Origin of the sequence: Streptomyces yangpuensis (assembly GCF_024666385.1) — a bacterium.
GTDB lineage: Bacteria > Actinomycetota > Actinomycetes > Streptomycetales > Streptomycetaceae > Streptomyces > Streptomyces yangpuensis.
Genome location: NZ_CP102516.1, coordinates 36,679 through 54,337, shown reverse-complemented (window position 1 = coordinate 54,337; position 17,659 = coordinate 36,679). Strand labels below are relative to the sequence as shown.

Genomic DNA, 17,659 nt, shown 5'->3' with positions numbered 1-17,659 from the left:
ACCTCAGCTTCTGCACCCGCGGAGAGCCTGTTCTCCGGAGCGCGTGATGCTGCGTGAGCGGGAGGCGTCCCGCTCGATCCGGCCCATGGGGCGGACACCTTCGCCGACACGATCGTGTGCGTGAAGGACGTCCGGCAGGGCCCGGTGGCCGCCGGCGGAACGGGGGTTGACCTCAAGTCCGGTCGAGGTCCTAGCGTCTGGGCCGACGAAAGGAGATCGACTGTGACGACACTCGTGACAGGGGCCACCGGGAACACCGGGCGGCATATCGTGGCGGAGCTGGTCCGCAGGGGTGAGGCCGTACGGGCGCTGACCCGTGACCCGGCCGCCGCCGCGGGGAGGTTACCGGCCGGGGTGGAGCTCGTGCCGGGAACGCACACGGCACCAGCGGGGCTGGACGCGGCTCTCGCCGGTGCCACCCGGCTGCACATCACCGTGACGGCGGGGCTCGCCGAGGTCGGGCCCGAACTGGTGCGGCGGGCCGTCGACGCGGGGGTGCGGCGGATCACCGTACTGTGGGGCGGCGGCGTGGGACCGGTCGAGCAGGCGGTCGCGGAATCCGGGGTGGAGTGGACGCGCCTGGAACCACAGGAGTTCATGTCCAACACCCTCGGCTGGGCCGAATCGGTACGGACCGAAGGCGTCGTGCGGGAACCGTACGACTTTCCCAGCGCGCTCGTCCACGAGGCGGACATCGCGGCGGTCGCAGCCGCCGCCCTGCTCGACGACGAGCACGCGGGACGCGCCTACAACCTCACCGGGCCCGAATCACTGACCCCGCGCGAGCGCATCACCATCCTGTCCCGGGTGACCGGCCGGGCCATCGACTTCGTGCCGATCACGCACGAACTGGCCCTCGACCGGCTGATCGCCACCGGCGTGTCCCGGGCGGACGCGGAGTACGTGGTGGGCTGGTACGCCACCCCGACCAGCGACTCCACGACCGTCGTCGACACCGTCGAGCGGATCACCGGCCGCCCGGCCCGCACGTTCGCGCAGTGGGCGGCCGAGCACGCTGACCGCTTCCGGGAGCGGCCCGTTCCTCCCCCCGGCGGCTCGGGCGTCCGTCGGTGACGGGCGCTGCGCCGCCGGGGGCGCGTGACCGGAGTTCGGCCCGGGTGAGCCCTCCTCCGGTCGCCGCGCAGGCGGCGGCCTCGGGACCGGCCGCGGTTCTGACCACGTGGCCGACGTCCCGTACGAGCAGGCCCGTGTAGCCGAGCAGGAGGCGGCCGGGTGGAAGCGCGAACGGTTCCGCCGCATGCTGGACCGGCCCCTCGCCCAGCAGCTCATCGTCGGCGCCGCCACCCGCCCCGGGCGCGACATCCAGGTCGCCTTCACCGCCTTCGTGCAGCTCAGACACCACGAAGGCTCCACCGGAACGGGCCGCCGCCAGGAGTCCTCGGCGATCGGTGTCCTGCTCACCCCGCTCTACGACGGCACCCGGCCGTGGCAGACCAGCCCCAGCCCGGTCCGCGTTCACGCCGACCGGGAGCCCACCGGGGACGACCAGAGCGTCCACCGCGAGACGTGGGACCGACGACGGCGGACGGGGCCGTTGCCGATGACGCGTAGCAGTCCGTGTCGGCGTACCGGGGAGAGCTCAGGCGTGTACGGACGAACGTGCGCAGTCGTGGGAGCGGGAGGACAACCCTGCGGCTGTCGGGTGTCCGCGAGCGTCCATGACTCGACGGCGGTCCGAACCTGGAGCACGCGGGCGTAGGCTCTCAGGGATGCGGATAGGCGAGTTGTCCAAGCGCACGGGCGTGAGTCCGCGCTCACTGCGGTACTACGAAGAGCAGGGCCTGCTGACCAGCTCACGCTCCGACGCTGGGCAGCGGCACTATCCCGATGCCGCGGTCCAGCGCGTGTCACTCATCCGACGGCTGTTCGATGCGGGTATGTCCAGCAGGGTGATCGCCACTGTGCTGCCCTGTGTGGACGTCCCGGGTGACCTGGGCGTCGCCGAGGAGACGTTCACGGCGATGATGCGCGAGCGCGACCGGATCGACGCCGACATCGCGCACCTGATCGAAACCCGAGATGCACTCGACGTGCTGATCACGGCCAACAGCCGACACCGGGCTGAGCTGTCCACGGCCCCGGAACCGGTGACACAGCCGGCCTGATGCTGTGATCTGCATCTCAGCCGCTTGCCCCTCACATCAATGTCAGAGATGAGGATGGCGACACGCCCGGAATCACCGGGTCGGTCATACGAGAGGCGGCGGAAGATGGGGCAGGCATGGGGTTTCGGCAGGTATGGCGGGCCCGAGGTGCAGGAGTTCTTCGATCGTCCCGACCCCGTCCCCGGTCGCGGCGAGGTGCTGATCCAGGTTGACGTCGCCGGGGTGAATCCCCTCGACCACCTTCTGCGCTCCGGTCTGGTCGACGGGCTCGACGGCGGGCGTCCGTTTCCCCGCGTGCTGGGCATGGAGGCAGCCGGAACCGTCCTCGCCCTGGGCGAGGACGTCAGCGAACTCGAGGTGGGTGACGCGGTCTTCGGCTTCGCACTCACCAGTGGTGGCACCTACGCCGAGACGACGGTGCTGTCCGCGCCGAACACCGCGCGCATCCCGGAGGGGCTGTCCGCGACCGTGGCGGCGACGCTGCCGGTCGCCGGGACGACCGCGGTGGACGTACTCGACCAGCTCGGCCTCCCGACCGGTGCCACGGTCCTGGTCAACGGAGTCGGGGGCGGGGTCGGCCTCGCCGTCGCCCGGCTGGCCATAGGGCGCGAGCTGCGTGTGATCGGCACCGGAAGTACCGCCAAACGCGAGCACGCCGAAGCCATCGGGGTGCAGTTCATCGACTACACCGCCGAGGACGTCGCCGCCGCGGCACGCGAACTGGTTCCGGACGGCTTCGACGGGATCGTCGACCTGGCCGGAGGCACCTCGCTGCGGACGGTCGCTCCGCTGGCCCAGGATCCCCGCAACGTCATCGCTGTGGGTGATATGTCTGTGCCCGATCTCGGTGGGCGTTTCGTCGAGCGTCGCGTCGACCGCGAGAACCTGCAGCGGTCGGCCCAGCTGGCCCTCGATGGCCTCCTCGCACCCGTCATCACCGCGGTCCATCCGCTCTCCGACGCCCCGAGCGCCCTCGCCACCGTCGAGAACGGTCACACCTCCGGCAAGGTTGTCATCAAGATGACATGAGAAGGGCCCGGCCGTCTGACGCTGTCGACCATCCCATTCCGGACGACGCCGACAGAGCACTGGGGTGACCGCGACGAGGGCCATGACCCGGCAGCAGCCCAGAAACGCCGCGCATCAGACGCTGCCGTGTGCGCCAGCCTCCTGCCCTGGGCAACCCGGCGACCGGATACCTCCTCCCGCTCGCCCATGCCGCGGAACCCGGCGGCCCCTGGGACAGCGAAAGCGTCGCCCACCCACATTTCGCAGCTTGGCCCTGGCCCTGGCCCTCGCTCCGCCGTGATCGCGCACCCACCTGAGTGTCCGTCAACCCAGCAGAGCGGCTACCCAGATGATGGTTCACCCTGCCGGCGCTGCTCGCCTTCGCCGCCGTCGGCCTCGCCGAGTACTGTGCGGCCACCACCGTGGTCCACGAGCCCGCCCCACACGCCGGACCCGCCGCCCCGTGACAGAGGCGGGGCGGCAGCGCGTGCGCTCCTGCCCCACCGGAATCTCCGGTTGGGCAGGAGGTTGCCGGCCGGGGCGCGGGCGGCCTCTGACGCACCGTGGGAACTGGTGCGGTTTCTGCCTGCGCGTTGGGCGTAAGTGGCTCAGCTGCAGGGCTGCCCTACCGGGCCGGCACCCGGCAAACTGCCCGCTTGGTCCAAAGAGGGCTGCTGTGATCACACTCGATATTGAACGTGTTCAATGGAGCTGGCAGGATGTCATGCATTGCTCGCCGCTGTGGCGTGCCGCCTTAATCAGGCATGCCCTGAAGGAGCAGACTGTGGACGCCGGCACACCGCAGCGGAACCCGGGAGTCATCGCACTACGGTTCGTCGAGCTGGTGGTCCGGTATGCCATCACATTGGCGATCACCTGGGGGGCTGTGGAGGCGTCATTGCCGGCGGAGCTGAGATTCGGCGCCAGTGGCTTGCTGCTCTTCGTCATATTCCTCGGGATCCCGTCCATCCTGATCAGCTTCATCTACGGGCTGGCCAGCAGACACACCGGTATCGCATTCCGAGGCCGACTGGCTGGGCTCCTGCTCCTCCCTCTCTGGTTCCTGCTCGCCCTCCCACCGCTCCTGCCCGTCTACGCCATAGGGCAGCTGGTCTTCGCGTTGTGCATGATGCGGACACCGCTCATGGGCCCACCCCGGCTTCGGCGGCAGGCGCGCGCGGCGCTCTCTGCCACTGCCCGCCGCGCCCACGCCCTGGCATCCCGCATCGGCCGCGTGGCCCCCTGAGAGCGGCACCTCCTTCGTGTGGCGCCCTTCCGCTGTAGGAACGTCCCGACAGCGGGTCCGGGCGGAGAAGGGCGCGGCCGACGACATCGATGGCCGGTGGCGGTCGACTTGACGATCGTGCGAGCCCACCAGCACGTCATGAAGGCTTCCGCGGGCACCTCGGATCGGTCACCCTGAAGGTCCGTCGGCGATCCGAGGGTGGGGGTGGGGAACGCTATGGACGGGCAACAGAGCAGGCCGGAGCAAGTCGGACCCGCCCCGTGGCTGGCGCTGGCCTGTCTGGTCGGGCTGTTTCTGGCCTACGTCGTACTGACGAACTTCACCGCAGAGCTGCGGGCGGCGCTGTGGGGCGAGCGCGGCACCGTGACCGAAGCCGACTGCCGGACGTACGACAACACCGTGGCCAATGCGGGAACGACGACGTCCTGCTCGGGCGTCTTCACCCCGGACGACGGCGGATCGTCGTTCGACGTCGCCGTCGAGGGCGACATCGATTCGCAACCGGTCCGCGCGAGGCTGGTGGACGGTACATCCGGCACCGCGTACGTCTCACCAACGGTGTGGGCGGGAGTGCTCCCGGTGGCACTGTCCCTCCTCCTGACCGGTCTCCCGGCGGCGGTGATGGTGAAGCGCGTGCGCTGCATCCATGCACCACGCCCTGGAGAGCCGCTTCACGGATCAGACCCAGAGCCGAGTGCGTGATCGACTCAGACCCGACGAGCACGACGGGTACAGCCCACACGTCACCTGGCTCGACATCGACATGCCGGTCCTGCGGCACACGGGAGCGGCCCACCACCGAGGCCCGGCTCCCTCGTACGCTCCGCAGCCGCGCCGCCTGCCCCAAGTCGTCCGCCACGGCGGTGGGGGCCGGGGTGGAGGCGGCCGAGTGCAGCACCTGGGTCACCGCCGAGCAGGGTTCTGGCACAGATCTCGGGGAGCGGTGACGGAGCGTCATATCGGTGTGCGATCTCCGGGCCGGTGATTTCCTGCGTTCGAGGTCGAGGACCTCTTTCAGTCCGGCCGCTCTTCCTCGGTCAGGGCCGTGGGGTGTCGGGTGAGCCAGCCGGTCACCTGACACACCGACGGCGGCCACGGCGGCGCGTCGGCCGGAGCCCTGCGGAGGGTGGCGATGTGGGCGCGGACCATCTGGTAGGTGACGGGTTCAACCTCTTGCAGCACGACGGCCAGGAGCTCTTGGGCCGCCCGTACGCCGAGCGCCGCGCCCTGCTGGAGAACCTGTTCACCGAGCATGCCCTGACGGCCCCGTGGACGCTTGTCCCGCAGACGACGGATCTGGCCACAGCGCGGGAGTGGCTGGAGTCCTGGACGGACGTCGGGGCCGAAGGGATCGTGGTCAAGCCCCTCAACGGCCGGTTGCCTGCGTACCGAGGGGTTGCCCGTCAACTGCACTTTCCTCGATTTCCCTGACGCATATGAGGCCCCACGTATCGGGGGTACAGGTCTTGGTGTGCGCCGCCTGCCGCACCCGAAGCGGGCGCAGGAGGGGCAGTGGACCGGCCAGAGTCGCTGTCGGTGGGGTTGGCTAATCTCCGGCCATGGATCCGTTCTATGACGCCAGGCCTTCCGCGGAGGACATCGTCGCCGCAGTGCCCGGACTCGCACCCTACGCCTTGCCGGCCGTGGTACTGGTTCCCGAGCGGGGGGAACCGACCGTCCACCAGAGTTCCGTGGGTGGACCGTTGCTCTGGCCGGCCGACGAGGCGTGGCCGTGCTGCGACGTCCCGGACGAGAAATCCGGTTCCGGGACACCGGCGACGGCCATGGTGGTGGTCGCGCAGGTGTATCGGAAGGATGCACCGGGCGACTGGTGGCCTGAGGGCAAGGACGTGTTTCAGCTGCTGTGGTGCCCCAACGTGCACTGGGATCCGCCGGCTCCGCACGCCGACGTCAGCCCGGTCGCGGAGATCCGCTGGCGCAACAGCGCGGACGTGACGCGCATACTCGCGTCGCCCCCATCGCCCGTACGGCAGGAGGACCCGGACTACGGATACACGCCGGCGCCGTGCACGCTCACCCCGGTCCCCCTCGTCGACTTCCCCTACCCGCAGGCCCTGCCAGACGAAGAACTCGTCAGGGCCGTTCAGGAGTATGCGGAGGCGACCGGGGACGGAAGCGACGTCATCACCAGGGTGTCCGGGATCAAGTTCGGCGGGTGGCCCACCTGGCACCTGACCCACCCTTACGACATCCTGTGCCAGACCTGCGGCGCGCCGTGCCGCCTGCTGTTCACCGTGGCCAGCGACAACACCACTGAAATCACGGTGGGCAGGTGGGGCGACTTCCGGATCTTTGCCTGCCCGGCCGGGGAAGGACACGGCTACATCTTCGACCAGCACTGATCCACCTGGACGGCCGTGATCGGGTGGAGGCCGAGCATCGGGCCGAGGGCCGTGGGCTGGAGGCCGCATGCGAGGGACACCAGGTCGGTGGTTCGGGCGCGGCCCCTCCCCGTCCCTCGCATGCACGCACTCCTCGAACGCACTCCTCGACCGCTGACTGAGCCAACGGCCGACGCCGACCTGCCAGAGGAGCCGATGTCAGCGGGCCCACGTAGCTTGCGGGGGACCGCCCGGCCGGGTGGCGAGGAGGGAGCAAGACATGGCGTGGGTCGGGAACGCGCGGCTGGCAGCCGGGCCTGAGGCCACCTGGTACTTGGAGGCGGCTTTCACGCCCGGTGCTCACCTTGGGACGGTGTACGACGATCCGACGACGCCGGTAGTCGTGACGGGCATCGAGGAGCTGACGACGATCCGCGTACCGAGTGGTCGGCTCGTGGTCGATGCGCCATGGCACGACGACCAGGTTTATGAGTACGGGAGGGGGCTGCCGACGAGGCCCCCGCGGGAGCTGGCTGTGCGCATTCCCCCGGGTGTCTACCGGGTAGAGATCGCGTGGACGGCGGGCCCGTACGAGTTCATGGGCGAGCACGTGGATGGCGTTGAGTGCGCCGCGACGCGCCTGTGCATCAGTGACGACCCTGTCGTGGGATGGGAGATGGGCCTGAGTGTCGAGGACGACATCGCCCGGCTACAGCCGGGCGAGGAGCCCCGCTTCTTCTCCGATGCCAATGTCGGCTGCTTCGCCGACGCAGGCGCGTGGACGACCCTGTCCGCGCGGTTTCGTACGTTCATGGACGGGGTCCCGCTCGAAACCGAGCAGCTGGCCGACGGGTGCGAACGCGTACGCGATGAGTCGCAGCAAGCCGATCTGGTCACGTTCGGGCCGAGTCGGGCGGCGTCGTCTGGTTGGGCCGCACGAAGACCGGCGACGTGGCGGCGATCGTGGTCACCAGCGGCATGCCCGGCGCCAAAGCATGACCGCCGCGGGTGCGTTCGCCGGGCGGAACATCCCCGACGGCCCGTAGCGAGGGGGTGGCACGCGGCGCGCCGGATCCGCTCGCGTGGCCGAACATCCTTGCGGAACAGGCCCGGGACGAGTGGGTGGGAGACGTGTGCCGAGCTGGGCGCGGCCGAGCGGTCGTAGTTTTGCGGCGGGCATGACGATGGCGGGGGAAGAGACCGAGGAGGACCGCCGGGTTTTGGTGGGTCGACGCCGGTTCCGATGGGCAGTGGCGCTCGGTCTCCGAGCCCTGCAACGAGCGGGACATGGTACTGGAACGACTTCGGAAGATCGCGATCAGGGTCGGATCCCGTTACGCTCGGCCACGGCTGGTGCTCCGGTGTCTGGTCCGATACGTGGCTGGGCCCCGACCAGGGGGGTGGCCGGGGCCCAGCAGGTGCCGCGGGTCAGGGCCGCGGCAGGGGATGGTTCAGTGGCGGCGGAAGGTGTCCTTGACGTCTTCCTTGGCCTGGCGGGCGTTGCCCTTGGCCTGGTCGGCGTGCCCGTCGGCGGTCATCCGCTCGTTGCCGACCATGCGGCCCATGGCCTCCTTGGCCTTGCCCTTGGCCTGCTCGGCCTGCGCCTTGGTCTTCTCGGTGCCCGACATGGGGACCTCCTCGTGTAGTACCGGGTTGGTCGTGACGACTCGCCTTCTCACGATCCCGAGGCCCAAACCCCCGAATCGGTCCGCCGATGCCGGACCCCACCGGTCGGCTCCGGCACTCGGCCCGTCGGGACGTGCCGCGGTGCGCCGGATCGAGGCGGGGCGGGCCGCGAGGGAGGAGCCGGGCGCGCGTCTGCCCGCCTGCGTGGATAAGAAACACATAAGGATCATGTGCATGGATGCCGGTCGGTCGGGCAGTCGGTGCTTCGGAGGTTGATAACTATGGTTCCCCTGCTTCTTGTTCTTCTGCTTGCTCTGATCCTTTTCGGTGCCGGTTTTGCGGTGAAGATCCTCTGGTGGGTCGCGCTCGCCGTCCTGGTGCTGTGGCTGATCGGCTTCGTGGCCCGCCCGAAGAACAGCAGCGGCCGCTGGTACCGCTGGTAGCAGGCAGCCCGAGCACTGCATGCCGGTGGGCCCACCCCCGTCACGGGGGTGGGCCCACCGGCATGCCCGGGCACGGAACTGCAGACCGCGCACCGCAGACGCGCGCGGAGCGCAGTCCGGGTGAGGTGGTGCCGTGCGGATAGCGACGCGGGGTATCCGGCTGTGCCGGGGCGGCCGCCGTGCTTCAGCAGGGAACCTGCTCGCCTCCCAACACGCCTGCCGCCCCGGCCCGCCGATTCCCGCACGCAGCCCCCCGGCGACGTCGCCACCCGGCTCTGGGTCCGCGTCCGCGCCGCGATCGCCCTCGGCCACGAGGGTGCCGTCCTCCCGGTCGCCGACGTGTTCGCCGACCAGGCAATCGCCCTCAGCAACAGCCAGCCCTCCCTCGCCCTCATCAACACCGTCTTCGGCAAGGCCCACCCGGCAGCCCTCCGCGGCGACCACGCCACCGCCCGCCGCCTGCTCGCCGAGGGCCGACGCGTCTTCGACCGGGCCGGCTCGCACGAGCAGACCTCCGACTACGCCCTCCCCGCCGACGCGTCAACGTCTTCCCATCCCTGCTCGCCGTCCGTCTTTCGGCGACGAGACCACTGCGGTGGCCGCTCAGGGACGCAGCGGCCGCGGAGCTCCCCGCGACGTGGCCCCGGTTCGCAACGCACCTGGAGATGCACCGCGGCCTCATGCTCGCCCGCTCCGGCGACACCACGATGAGGCCGCGGTCCGGCAGTGTCGGTCCAGGCAGGGCGTCCCGCCCCAGCGCGGATGGCGAGCGCGGGGGAGGGGCACCACCCCGGGGCACTACCCAGGGGCACAGGCCCGTCCCACCATCGCACCCTCACGGGAAGTGTCCATCTGTTACGGAGAGTTTCCGAAGGGGTAGGGCTGAGGTTCCCGATCCTGGAGGAACACGATGTCCGATTCTGCCCGGCAGGCGGTGCGGCCCGAGGTCACCCTGTTCAGCGGTAGCGGTCACACGGGTGACAGCTGTGTCCTGCCGATGGACGGCTGTACCTACTCCCTGAAGGCGACCGGTCTGAACAAGATCGCCTCGGTCAGGGTCGACTGGCCTGACCGTGGCATGGCGAAGCCGGTCGTCCGCCTGTACTCCGAGGTCCCCACTCAGCATGAGGACTTCGCAGCCGGCCAGGGGTCCGCCTTCCAGGACTTCATCGCCGACACCACCGACACCGGCAAGTGGGCCGGCGCGAAGTGCGTCAAGGGCTACGCCGACGACGGGAGGAAGACGGCACACACCAGCTTCTCCGGCCACCGGGGCGAGCGGACCGTCCTGGACACCCTCGCCGACCCCAACGACTTGCTCGACGTCAGCCGGCCGGGTGTGGGCCACGACCTGCTTGGCTGACTCCTGACTGCAGAACGACGCCCCGGGCCGTAAGAGGGCCGGGCACCGCACCCGCGAAGCGTTCCTGACCGTGGCCGATTTCTCCGGCACCGGCTCCGACGGCCGCGGCGCGTTGGACCGTGAGGGAGCAGCCGGCGGCGGGGCGTTGCGCGGGCGCCTCAACAGGGCGCCGCTGGGGCCACGCGTGGCCCCGCTGCCTCGTCCCGCCCCTCCGGCAGCTGTACGGGGGAGGGGCCTGGGGGCGGGGGGAGGCGGCGGCCTCGGCGTGATCACCCGTCAACTCGTTGTATGCCTAATCCCAGCACAGCGGGTCAGCGGCAGGGACCCGGGCGCAGTGTGGCTGGTTGACGACATCGACCCCTCTGAATCCGGCGGCGCCTGGTTTGGCTGCGCCTTTCGGGGCAGGCGCGAGTGCGACGGCGGCGCGGCCCGTGGGATTGAGGGCTCGCGCTCCGAGGAGACGACGTGGAGGGATTGTTGCTATGACCGAGAATGTGTGGGGTTACCGCGAGACGTCCGGCCGTACGGTCGGGACCGACCTGACGGGTTACAAGGTCGAAGCGGCCGACGGCTCCATCGGGAAGGTCGACAAGCACTCCGACGAGGTCGGCTCGTCGTACGTCGTGGTCGACACCGGCCCGTGGATCTTCGGTAAGGAAGTCCTTCTGCCGGCGGGCACGATCGACCGGGTCGACGTGCAGGAGGAGAAGATCTACGTGGGCTGGACCAAGGAGCAGATCAAGGCGGCTCCGGAGTTCGAGAAGGACAAGCACCTCGGCAACGAGGAGTACCACCGTGAGGTCGGCGGCTACTACGGCAACCTGTCGAACCGCCTCTGAGACCAGACCCTTGAGACCACCGCCGCTCAGGACTTGTCCGGCCGATCATGTGCGGAGCCGGATGACGAGGGCTGCGGCGGTCGCGGTCCCGGAGGAAGGCGTAGCCGCGCTTGTCGTAGCGGGTGGCCACGGCTCTGGTGTGCTTGAGCCGGTTGATCGCCCGTTCGACGGTGTTGCGTTTCTTGTACCGCTCTTGATCGAAGCCGGGTGGCCGTCCGCCGCGTGACCCTTTGCGCAGGCGGGCGGCCTGGCTGTCGTTATTACGCAGGTCATGGCACTGCCCGATCCGCGGTTCAGCACTCCACGTGTCCTGGGCGTGGACGACTTCGCGATTCGTCGGCGCCAGACCTACTCCACCGCCTCGACCAGCGTCGAAGACCGTTGCGTGGTCGACGTGCTCCCGACGCGTGAGGCCGGGCCGCTGGTGGTGGTGGCGAATCCGAGAGCGCTGATCGGTGGAGGCTCCCGACGTGCCACGCTGCGCTGGAGAGCACGATTCGACAGGTCTGAGCGAATCACGGCGGATCGCCGCGTACAGATTGACCCTGGACTTCGGCACCACCCCGGCCCCCTTTGTGCGCAGCACAACCATGGTCCCGAAGCAAGCACCTGGGTGCTCTCGCCCCTGAGCAACAGTCGCTCTCGCGGCGGAGGCCGTCCGCGCAGAGCGGTGGCGGCCACGATGGCAGTATCCAGTCCTGAGGGTCCGTGGCGTCTCCGCGCGGACTCGTGCAGCGATCCGCCGGGTCGAAGACCAGGAGATGTGGCCTAATGCGGTCGCTGATGCGCTCTCTCGCTTCGAGTCGGCTTTCAAGCAGCCCGGACGGTATCTGAACGCATCCGAGGCCTGTTCGCCCGGCATAGAAGTGGAAGATGCCCGTGATGACCTGGAGTCGGCGATTCGACAACTGCCTCCCGGAGCCAAACGGGACTTGGGCCGACTGATTACACGCATCGATGAGGAGTTCGAGCGCCGCACTTTGCCGGAACCCAACAACATCGAGTGGGCAATGTCCGGCTGGTGGTGGACCAGAATGCGTGAACGCTGAGCCAACCAGGGAGCGCCATTTCTGACTCAGAGGGAGGCCGCCGGTCCTCCAGCTTCAGGATCTGAGTTCCGTGGCGACAGCGTATGTGCCGAGTCGGACCGGGGCCTCATGCCTGCGGTGGTCGGGGAGCGCGGTGACGGGCCCGGGGTTCGTACCCCTTCCTTGCAATCGAACAACACCCTCACCCTCCGCAACCTGCGGTCCGTGCGAAGCAGTCGTGTCCGTCGCCAGGCAGGCCCATGACGTTCAGCACGGGTTCCTCGCCCTCGGGGATCTCGAAGGTGAAGTTCGCTCCTGACGCGATCGCCGTGAGCGAGCACTGGTTGCCGAAGGTCAGCCGAGCATGCGGCTCCCAGGAACAGCCGGCCCTGCCCAAGGCGGAGACGACGTCCGCGTGCTTGAGCCCGGCCGGGAAGGTGCCCGTTCCCCCGGCAACCGACGGAGGGAGCTCGACGACGTCACGCCAGGTCTGAACGCAGATGAGGGAAACCTTGCGGCAGCGGCAGACACTCAGCTCAAGGTCTCCGTAAGCGAAGAGCCGCGGCCACTTTCTGTTCCGGCTCATTGTTCCGATGTCCCACGGTTCGCCGAGTGCCGCGGTCACATCGTTCCAGTCGGCCCCGCTGAACACCGGGCCCAACCGACCTGTCTTCGCCATGCCGGTCAGGACATCGAGTATCTCCACGAGGCGGAGCCTGACAGGTGCCCTGACCAGCAGTCCAGCGGCTTCAGGGGGCAGGCCGCTGCGGATTGTTCGGTTCGGACCCCGGGTGCAGGCGAGGCGGTAGGAGTCGGTGCCGGTCTCGATGATGGCGCCGTTGAAGGTGGAGCCCGGTCGACGATGGCCGCGCAGAGCCGAGGGTCGGTGAACGTCTTGGTCCAGCGCCGAACGACTCCTTGGAGGCGATCGCGACACTGTTCTTCTCCTCGCGTTCGGTCAGCACCTGGAAGAGGGGCTCGGCGCCATGGCGGTCGAGTTCCATGCAGCCGAGTTCGTCGATGCAGAGCAGATCGACACGGGAGCGAAGAGCATGTGGGACTTGCCGGTGCCGGAGTCACCGATCAGGCAGAGTGGCTGGCTCTTCTTGATCCACTCGCAGCTGGCGAGGGTGTGGATGGTGGCCGGGTCGATGTTCGGGTTGGCGTCGAAAGTCGAAGGCCCGCAGCGACTTCTCCAGCGGGAAGCCGGCTGCCTTGATCCGCCTCTCCGACCGGTGACGGGCCCGGTCGTCGCACTTGGCCATGGTGGACCGGACGCTGAGAGACCCGGCTGCGGCGCATGAGGGTTCGGTGGGGTGCCCGCCGAGGGGGGGAGCCAACCGGGGCCGGTGTACTACGACGTCGGCAGTGCCGCCGTATGCCGTCGTCGACGGAGTGGCACGCCTACGACGGTCGGTCCGGCCGCCCGAAGGGTGCTTTCGAGCCGAGCCGGTAGCACGAGTTCGCGTGCAGGTGCCGTTCCAGCTTCTGCCCCCCTGCAGGTTTGCGGCGGTTGCCGTCGCCCCCGGGCCGGTCCCGGAAGCCGGCCGGGCGCCGTGCAGTCCCTCTGCGGCGGCAGCCCGACAGAGCAAATGAATGACGTACTGTCAGAATGTTTACAGAGAGTCCGGGGTTGCCTTCATTTTTCGCGTCTGGAACTGTCGCTCGAGTAACTCACCCCCCTCACAGCGGACTTCGGAGGGACTGCGTCCCCGGGCTTCACTTCCCGGCGCCTTGCCCCGGCGCGGCGATACCGACGAAATGCCTCCCTTTGCGTGCTCTCCGCTCGCGGCTACGGCCGACGGAGGGCGCCAGCCGCTTCGCAAGGACAAACTGGGAGACCAGGCAACAGTGAAACGCACGAGCACCCTCGCCCTGACCGCAGCACTGCTCGCTTCATCAGCCCCGATCGGCCTCGCCACCATGGGAGCCGGTACTGCGCACGCCGCAGCCCGCACGTACTTCGTCAGTCCCAGCGGCAATGACAGCAACCCGGGCACCTCCACCCAAGCTCCCTTCCGGACCCTCCAGAAGGCCGCGGACAGCGTCGAGCCGGGCGACACCGTCTCCATCATGAACGGCACGTACTCCGAGCGTTCAGCGGGGTCGAACGTCCTGACCATCAAGCGCTCCGGCCTCCCCGGCGCGCCCATCACCTTCACCGCTCATCCCGGCCACCATCCGGTGATCCACCCGGCGAAGGCGTGGAACGGCATCAGCGTTTACGGCGCTTCCTACATCTCCATCAAAAACCTGGAGGTCAAGGGCAACAACGGAGCCCTCACTCTGGCCGGAGCCGAACGAGAATCGAAGAAGGGCGACCCCACCTACAACACCAACTGCATCTCCGTGGAACAGGACCGGTCCACGGGTGCCCTGTCGCACCACGTCGAGGTGACCGGCAACGAGGTGCACGCTTGCGCCGGCGGCGGCATATCAGCCATCAACTCCGACCACCTGACCATCTCCGGCAACCACGTGCATGGGACCTCCTGGTACGCGGTGTACGGAACCAGTGGAATCTCCGTCCTCACCCCGCGCGACGTGGGAGGCGGCGACGCCGGGACGTACAAGATCCGCGTCACCGGCAACCGCGTCCACGACAATGAGACCAAGATCAAATGGGAGAAGTGCGGCTGCTACTCCGATGGCAACGGCATCATCATCGACACCCTCAAGGGCGACGCCGATCACCCCGCCTACGGTGGACGCGTCCTGGTCGCCAACAACCTCTCGTACGACAACGGCGGCTCGGGCATCCACTCCTACAAGAGCCAGCACGTCGACATCGTCCACAACACGGCCTTCGCGAACGGGCGCAGCACCCGCATGGAGAGCTACGCCAACATTTTCGCGCATGACAGTACCGACGTGCGGCTGCTCAACAACATCGCGTACGGCCGGGCGGGGCAAGCGACGAACAGCAAGTCCCGCAATGTGGACGTCACCTACGACTACAACATCTACTTCGGCGGCAAGTCCCCCGAGGTCCAGGGTCCGAACGATGTCATCGCCGATCCGAAGCTCGCCGGACCGGGCACCGGGGCGGACGCGGACTTCCGGCTGAGCGGAGGCTCCCCCGCCGCCGGTACGGGTACGCCGTTCGCCGCGGTCACCACCGACTTCACCGGAGCCCGCCGGGCCGGCGGCGCGCCCGACAGGGGCGCCTACGGCTTGGGCGCCAAGAACAGCGGCATCCTCGGAAGTGCCTCCGAGACCGCCTCCCCCGGCCGGCAAAGTGACGCCCCCGCAGGGAGCGCCCAGTCCGCCGGAAGTGACCCCGCCGGCTCACCCGGCGCACAAGCGCCCAACGGCACCGATGGCGGCTCCGGGCTGAAGCCGGACGGCGCAAGCGGTCCGCTCGCAGAGACAGGCGGCTCCGACCCGGCGATCCCGCTCGGCATCGCAGCGGTGATCCTCGCCCTCGGCGGCGGCCTCCTCTTCGTGGCACGACGCAAGCGCTCCTGATCCCTGCGGATCCCCGGGACGCCAAGACGTGGTGCCGGCCCCGCCCCTCTCCAAGGGCCGGCACCACCGCGCGCCCGCTCCACCTGCACGCACGAGCCCGGTTCGCCGAACGGGCTTCGACCCTTGACAGACTGGCGACCATGGCGGCGGCACGGCACCGGATCGAAGCGGCGACACTCACAGGTGGGTCGGTACCCGACCCCCCGCGCGTCGCCTGGCGCAAACAGACGAGGCAGCGCGTATTGGAGGCCGCTCGCGACCTCACGTGCGAAGCCGGCTGGGACCAGGTCAGCCTCTCGGCCGTCGCCGCCCGCGCCGAAGTGTCGCGCCCGTCGGTGTACAAGGAATTCGGCAACCGCGCCGGCCTGGGCCGTGCGCTGGTGATCCTGGAGACCCAGCAGTTTCTGGCGGGTGTGGCCGATGCCCTCTATCCCGGCGTGCCCGATTCCCATGCCTGCCTCGAAGCGGCCATCCTGTACGTACTTCAGGAGGCCGACAATCAGCCCCTCATAAGGGCCGTCATCACAGCCGCCCGAAAGGGCTCCGACAGCCTCCTGCCCTACCTCACCGCCCGAGCGGACCCGATCTTCGATGCCGGTCAGACACTCGTCCAGGGCTGGCTGGCCACGCGATACCCCCAACAGCGCACAGAGTCCCTGCAGATGGCAGCCGACGTCATCGTCCGCATGACCATCAGCCATCTCATCCTGCCGGCCGACGAACAACACCTCACCGCACAAAGACTGGCGACTACAGCCCTGAAGCTTCTCCGGTAAGTCCGGGCGTCCACTGGCCACCTGCCGCCCCGACAGGGGCCGGCGCCGCCCCGGACCGCCCCCGGAGGAAGACGGTGAACACCGCGCCCGCCGGACCCCGCCCCAAGCTCCCCGCCCCGCACGGGCCCCGAGCCCCGGCCCGCGGGAGGGCGCCGCCGACGGCCTCGCCCGCTTCCTCGCCGCCGGCGCCGACCGAATACCGGGACCTCGGACACGCGTTCACCGGTGCCCGGCAAGCCCGCCTGCCCGACGATGCCGACCAGTCGCACCCGGGGGAGAGGTGACCACCATGACCCGCGCCCGCTGCCCGTACGAGATCGGCGGCACGGTGACCGGCTGGACCGTCGTACCGCCCGAAGGCCGCACCCGCCGGCAGCCGGAGCAGGTCACCGGCACCGTTGTGCAGATCGGCTCCGGACGGGCCGGAGTGGACTGCCGCACCGCCTGTCTGTGGCTGCGCCTGCCCTCCGGCCGGGAGGCCCAGGTCCTGATACGGGGCACGGGGCGCCACGGGCCACTTGCCGCATGACCGCGGCGAGACCGACGCGGCCGCTGGAGCGGCGGAGCCGGAAGGCAGCGGCTGGAGTCTTCGGAGGGGGCGTCGTGGCGGATGGGAGCGCGCCGTCACCCAGCCGGCGGTCCGTTCCCCCGGGCGGGTGAATCCGCCCGTCCGGGCCCAGCCGCAGGCCGGGGGAGCACGAAGGGCGGGATGAGGGCCCGGGGCAGTTCCCGGTACTTCACCGGCCGTGCGGGACTTCCGCACCGGCCGGGAACCCTTTTCCCCTTGGAGGCAAGACGATGGTTCGTGTGCTCAAGAGCCTGGCGGTGGCCGCTGCGGCCGGTGCCGTGGTGATCGGGGGAGCTTCCCTGGCGGCGGCCGACGCGGGTGCGCAGGGTGCAGCCGTAGGCTCGCCGGGCGTGGGCTCGGGCAACCTCATCCAGGTGCCGATCCACATCCCGGTCAACGCGTGCGGCAACAGCGTCAGCGTCATCGGTCTGCTGAACCCGGCGTTCGGCAACACCTGCGTCAACGCCTGACCCGGCCCCACCCGAAGTCCCCGGACCGTGCTGCCGAGTAGACGCGGTGGCACGGACCGGTTCCCCGTCCGGCACCACGCACGAGACGGCCTCCGGGACACCTCGCGCTGGACGTTCCGCATGCCGGTCGGGGCGGCTGCGGGGGCTGTCTGCCCAGCCCCCGCAGCACCTTGCGGCCCGCGACGCTCTCCCCAGGTGAGAACGGCGATGACCTGCTTTCCGTGGCCGACGGGTGGGTGACGAGGTCAGCGCCCGGCGCCCGGCGCCCGGACGATGTTCAGGCCGCGTCCGCCTGGTCCCAGTCGGTCCTCGCCGGGCCGATACCCGAACGGTCCGGCTGATCCGTCGCCAGCGTC

The 17,659-nt window shown here is 69.5% G+C and carries 20 protein-coding genes and 2 pseudogenes; 16 read left to right on the top strand and 6 right to left on the bottom strand.

The annotated features are described in order from the left end of the window. The first annotated feature begins 222 nt into the window (after positions 1-222). The 6 genes from NRK68_RS35565 (at position 223) to NRK68_RS35540 (ending at position 5,082) form a co-directional block, all read left to right on the top strand. Entirely contained in the window at positions 223-1,074 is an 852-nt protein-coding gene (locus tag NRK68_RS35565) for an NmrA family NAD(P)-binding protein (RefSeq protein ID WP_257858303.1), read from the top strand. A 106-nt stretch (positions 1,075-1,180) separates the two neighbouring features. Beyond that, on the top strand, positions 1,181-1,720 hold the full coding sequence (locus tag NRK68_RS35560) for a hypothetical protein (protein WP_257858302.1): 540 nt from the start codon (positions 1,181-1,183) through the stop codon (positions 1,718-1,720). Positions 1,721-1,730: 10 nt separating this feature from the next. Further along, the gene (locus NRK68_RS35555; RefSeq protein ID WP_183068831.1) at positions 1,731-2,126 is read left to right on the top strand and encodes a MerR family transcriptional regulator; all 396 of its coding nucleotides are present in this window, start codon (positions 1,731-1,733) and stop codon (positions 2,124-2,126) included. 105 nt (positions 2,127-2,231) lie between these two features. After that, the gene (locus NRK68_RS35550; protein ID WP_257858301.1) at positions 2,232-3,155 is read left to right on the top strand and encodes an NADP-dependent oxidoreductase; all 924 of its coding nucleotides are present in this window, start codon (positions 2,232-2,234) and stop codon (positions 3,153-3,155) included. A 655-nt stretch (positions 3,156-3,810) separates the two neighbouring features. Further along, positions 3,811-4,380, top strand: a complete 570-nt coding sequence (locus NRK68_RS35545) for a hypothetical protein (protein ID WP_257858300.1) — start codon at positions 3,811-3,813, stop codon at positions 4,378-4,380. A gap of 216 nt (positions 4,381-4,596) precedes the next feature. Further along, positions 4,597-5,082 (top strand): hypothetical protein, encoded by a 486-nt coding sequence (locus NRK68_RS35540; protein WP_257858299.1) that lies wholly within the window; start codon positions 4,597-4,599, stop codon positions 5,080-5,082. A 312-nt stretch (positions 5,083-5,394) separates the two neighbouring features. On the opposite strand, the gene NRK68_RS35535 is transcribed toward NRK68_RS35540, so the two are convergent. Next, the gene (locus NRK68_RS35535) at positions 5,395-5,634 is read right to left on the bottom strand and encodes a hypothetical protein (protein ID WP_257858430.1); all 240 of its coding nucleotides are present in this window, start codon (positions 5,632-5,634) and stop codon (positions 5,395-5,397) included. Here NRK68_RS35535 and NRK68_RS35530 point away from each other — a divergent pair. Together NRK68_RS35530 and NRK68_RS35525 are read left to right on the top strand one after the other, a co-directional pair. Beyond that, a complete protein-coding gene (locus NRK68_RS35530; RefSeq protein ID WP_257858298.1) occupies positions 5,554-5,811 on the top strand; it encodes an ATP-dependent DNA ligase in 258 nt (85 codons plus the stop codon). The genes NRK68_RS35535 and NRK68_RS35530 overlap by 81 nt on opposite strands. 272 nt (positions 5,812-6,083) lie before the next feature. Further along, positions 6,084-6,743, top strand: coding sequence for a hypothetical protein (locus NRK68_RS35525; protein WP_257858297.1), 660 nt, complete (start codon positions 6,084-6,086; stop codon positions 6,741-6,743). Here NRK68_RS35525 and NRK68_RS35520 read toward each other — a convergent pair. After that, positions 6,722-6,865 (bottom strand): hypothetical protein, encoded by a 144-nt coding sequence (locus NRK68_RS35520; protein ID WP_257858296.1) that lies wholly within the window; start codon positions 6,863-6,865, stop codon positions 6,722-6,724. The genes NRK68_RS35525 and NRK68_RS35520 overlap by 22 nt on opposite strands. Before the next feature lie 137 nt (positions 6,866-7,002). Between NRK68_RS35520 and NRK68_RS37025 the strand changes: the two genes are divergently transcribed. Beyond that, entirely contained in the window at positions 7,003-7,887 is an 885-nt protein-coding gene (locus NRK68_RS37025) for a DUF4241 domain-containing protein (protein ID WP_373024773.1), read from the top strand. Between the two features lie 286 nt (positions 7,888-8,173). Here NRK68_RS37025 and NRK68_RS35515 read toward each other — a convergent pair whose 3' ends face one another. Beyond that, complete coding sequence (locus NRK68_RS35515) at positions 8,174-8,350, bottom strand: CsbD family protein (RefSeq protein WP_183068835.1); 177 nt, start codon at positions 8,348-8,350, stop codon at positions 8,174-8,176. 279 nt (positions 8,351-8,629) lie between these two features. On the opposite strand from NRK68_RS35515, the gene NRK68_RS35510 reads away from it, so the two are divergent. The 3 genes from NRK68_RS35510 to NRK68_RS35495 all read left to right on the top strand — a co-directional run bounded on the left by NRK68_RS35510 (position 8,630) and on the right by NRK68_RS35495 (position 10,993). Continuing rightward, positions 8,630-8,791, top strand: coding sequence for a hydrophobic protein (locus tag NRK68_RS35510; protein WP_183068836.1), 162 nt, complete (start codon positions 8,630-8,632; stop codon positions 8,789-8,791). 910 nt (positions 8,792-9,701) lie between these two features. Next, entirely contained in the window at positions 9,702-10,154 is a 453-nt protein-coding gene (locus tag NRK68_RS35500) for a hypothetical protein (protein WP_257858429.1), read from the top strand. Between the two features lie 482 nt (positions 10,155-10,636). After that, positions 10,637-10,993, top strand: coding sequence for a PRC-barrel domain containing protein (locus NRK68_RS35495; protein ID WP_183068838.1), 357 nt, complete (start codon positions 10,637-10,639; stop codon positions 10,991-10,993). A 91-nt stretch (positions 10,994-11,084) separates the two neighbouring features. Here NRK68_RS35495 and NRK68_RS35490 read toward each other — a convergent pair. The 3 genes and pseudogenes from NRK68_RS35490 to NRK68_RS35480 all read right to left on the bottom strand — a co-directional run. Continuing rightward, positions 11,085-11,243: pseudogene (locus NRK68_RS35490) on the bottom strand (IS5-like element ISDge16 family transposase); the annotation flags it as partial. A gap of 980 nt (positions 11,244-12,223) precedes the next feature. After that, positions 12,224-12,727 carry a hypothetical protein gene (locus NRK68_RS35485; RefSeq protein WP_183068888.1) on the bottom strand — a complete coding sequence of 168 codons (504 nt, stop codon included), beginning with the start codon at positions 12,725-12,727 and terminating at the stop codon, positions 12,224-12,226. An 81-nt stretch (positions 12,728-12,808) separates the two neighbouring features. Continuing rightward, positions 12,809-13,286, bottom strand: a pseudogene (locus NRK68_RS35480) (ATP-binding protein); the annotation flags it as partial. A 586-nt stretch (positions 13,287-13,872) separates the two neighbouring features. Between NRK68_RS35480 and NRK68_RS35475 the strand changes: the two are divergent. From NRK68_RS35475 to NRK68_RS35460, 4 genes are all read left to right on the top strand, one after another. Then, positions 13,873-15,489, top strand: a complete 1,617-nt coding sequence (locus NRK68_RS35475) for a right-handed parallel beta-helix repeat-containing protein (protein ID WP_257858295.1) — start codon at positions 13,873-13,875, stop codon at positions 15,487-15,489. A gap of 140 nt (positions 15,490-15,629) precedes the next feature. Further along, positions 15,630-16,265, top strand: coding sequence for a TetR/AcrR family transcriptional regulator (locus NRK68_RS35470; protein ID WP_257858294.1), 636 nt, complete (start codon positions 15,630-15,632; stop codon positions 16,263-16,265). 280 nt (positions 16,266-16,545) lie between these two features. Next, entirely contained in the window at positions 16,546-16,794 is a 249-nt protein-coding gene (locus NRK68_RS35465; RefSeq protein WP_257858293.1) for a hypothetical protein, read from the top strand. Positions 16,795-17,063: 269 nt separating this feature from the next. Then, a complete protein-coding gene (locus NRK68_RS35460) occupies positions 17,064-17,303 on the top strand; it encodes a chaplin (RefSeq protein ID WP_183068843.1) in 240 nt (79 codons plus the stop codon). The last annotated feature ends 356 nt before the right edge of the window (positions 17,304-17,659 follow it).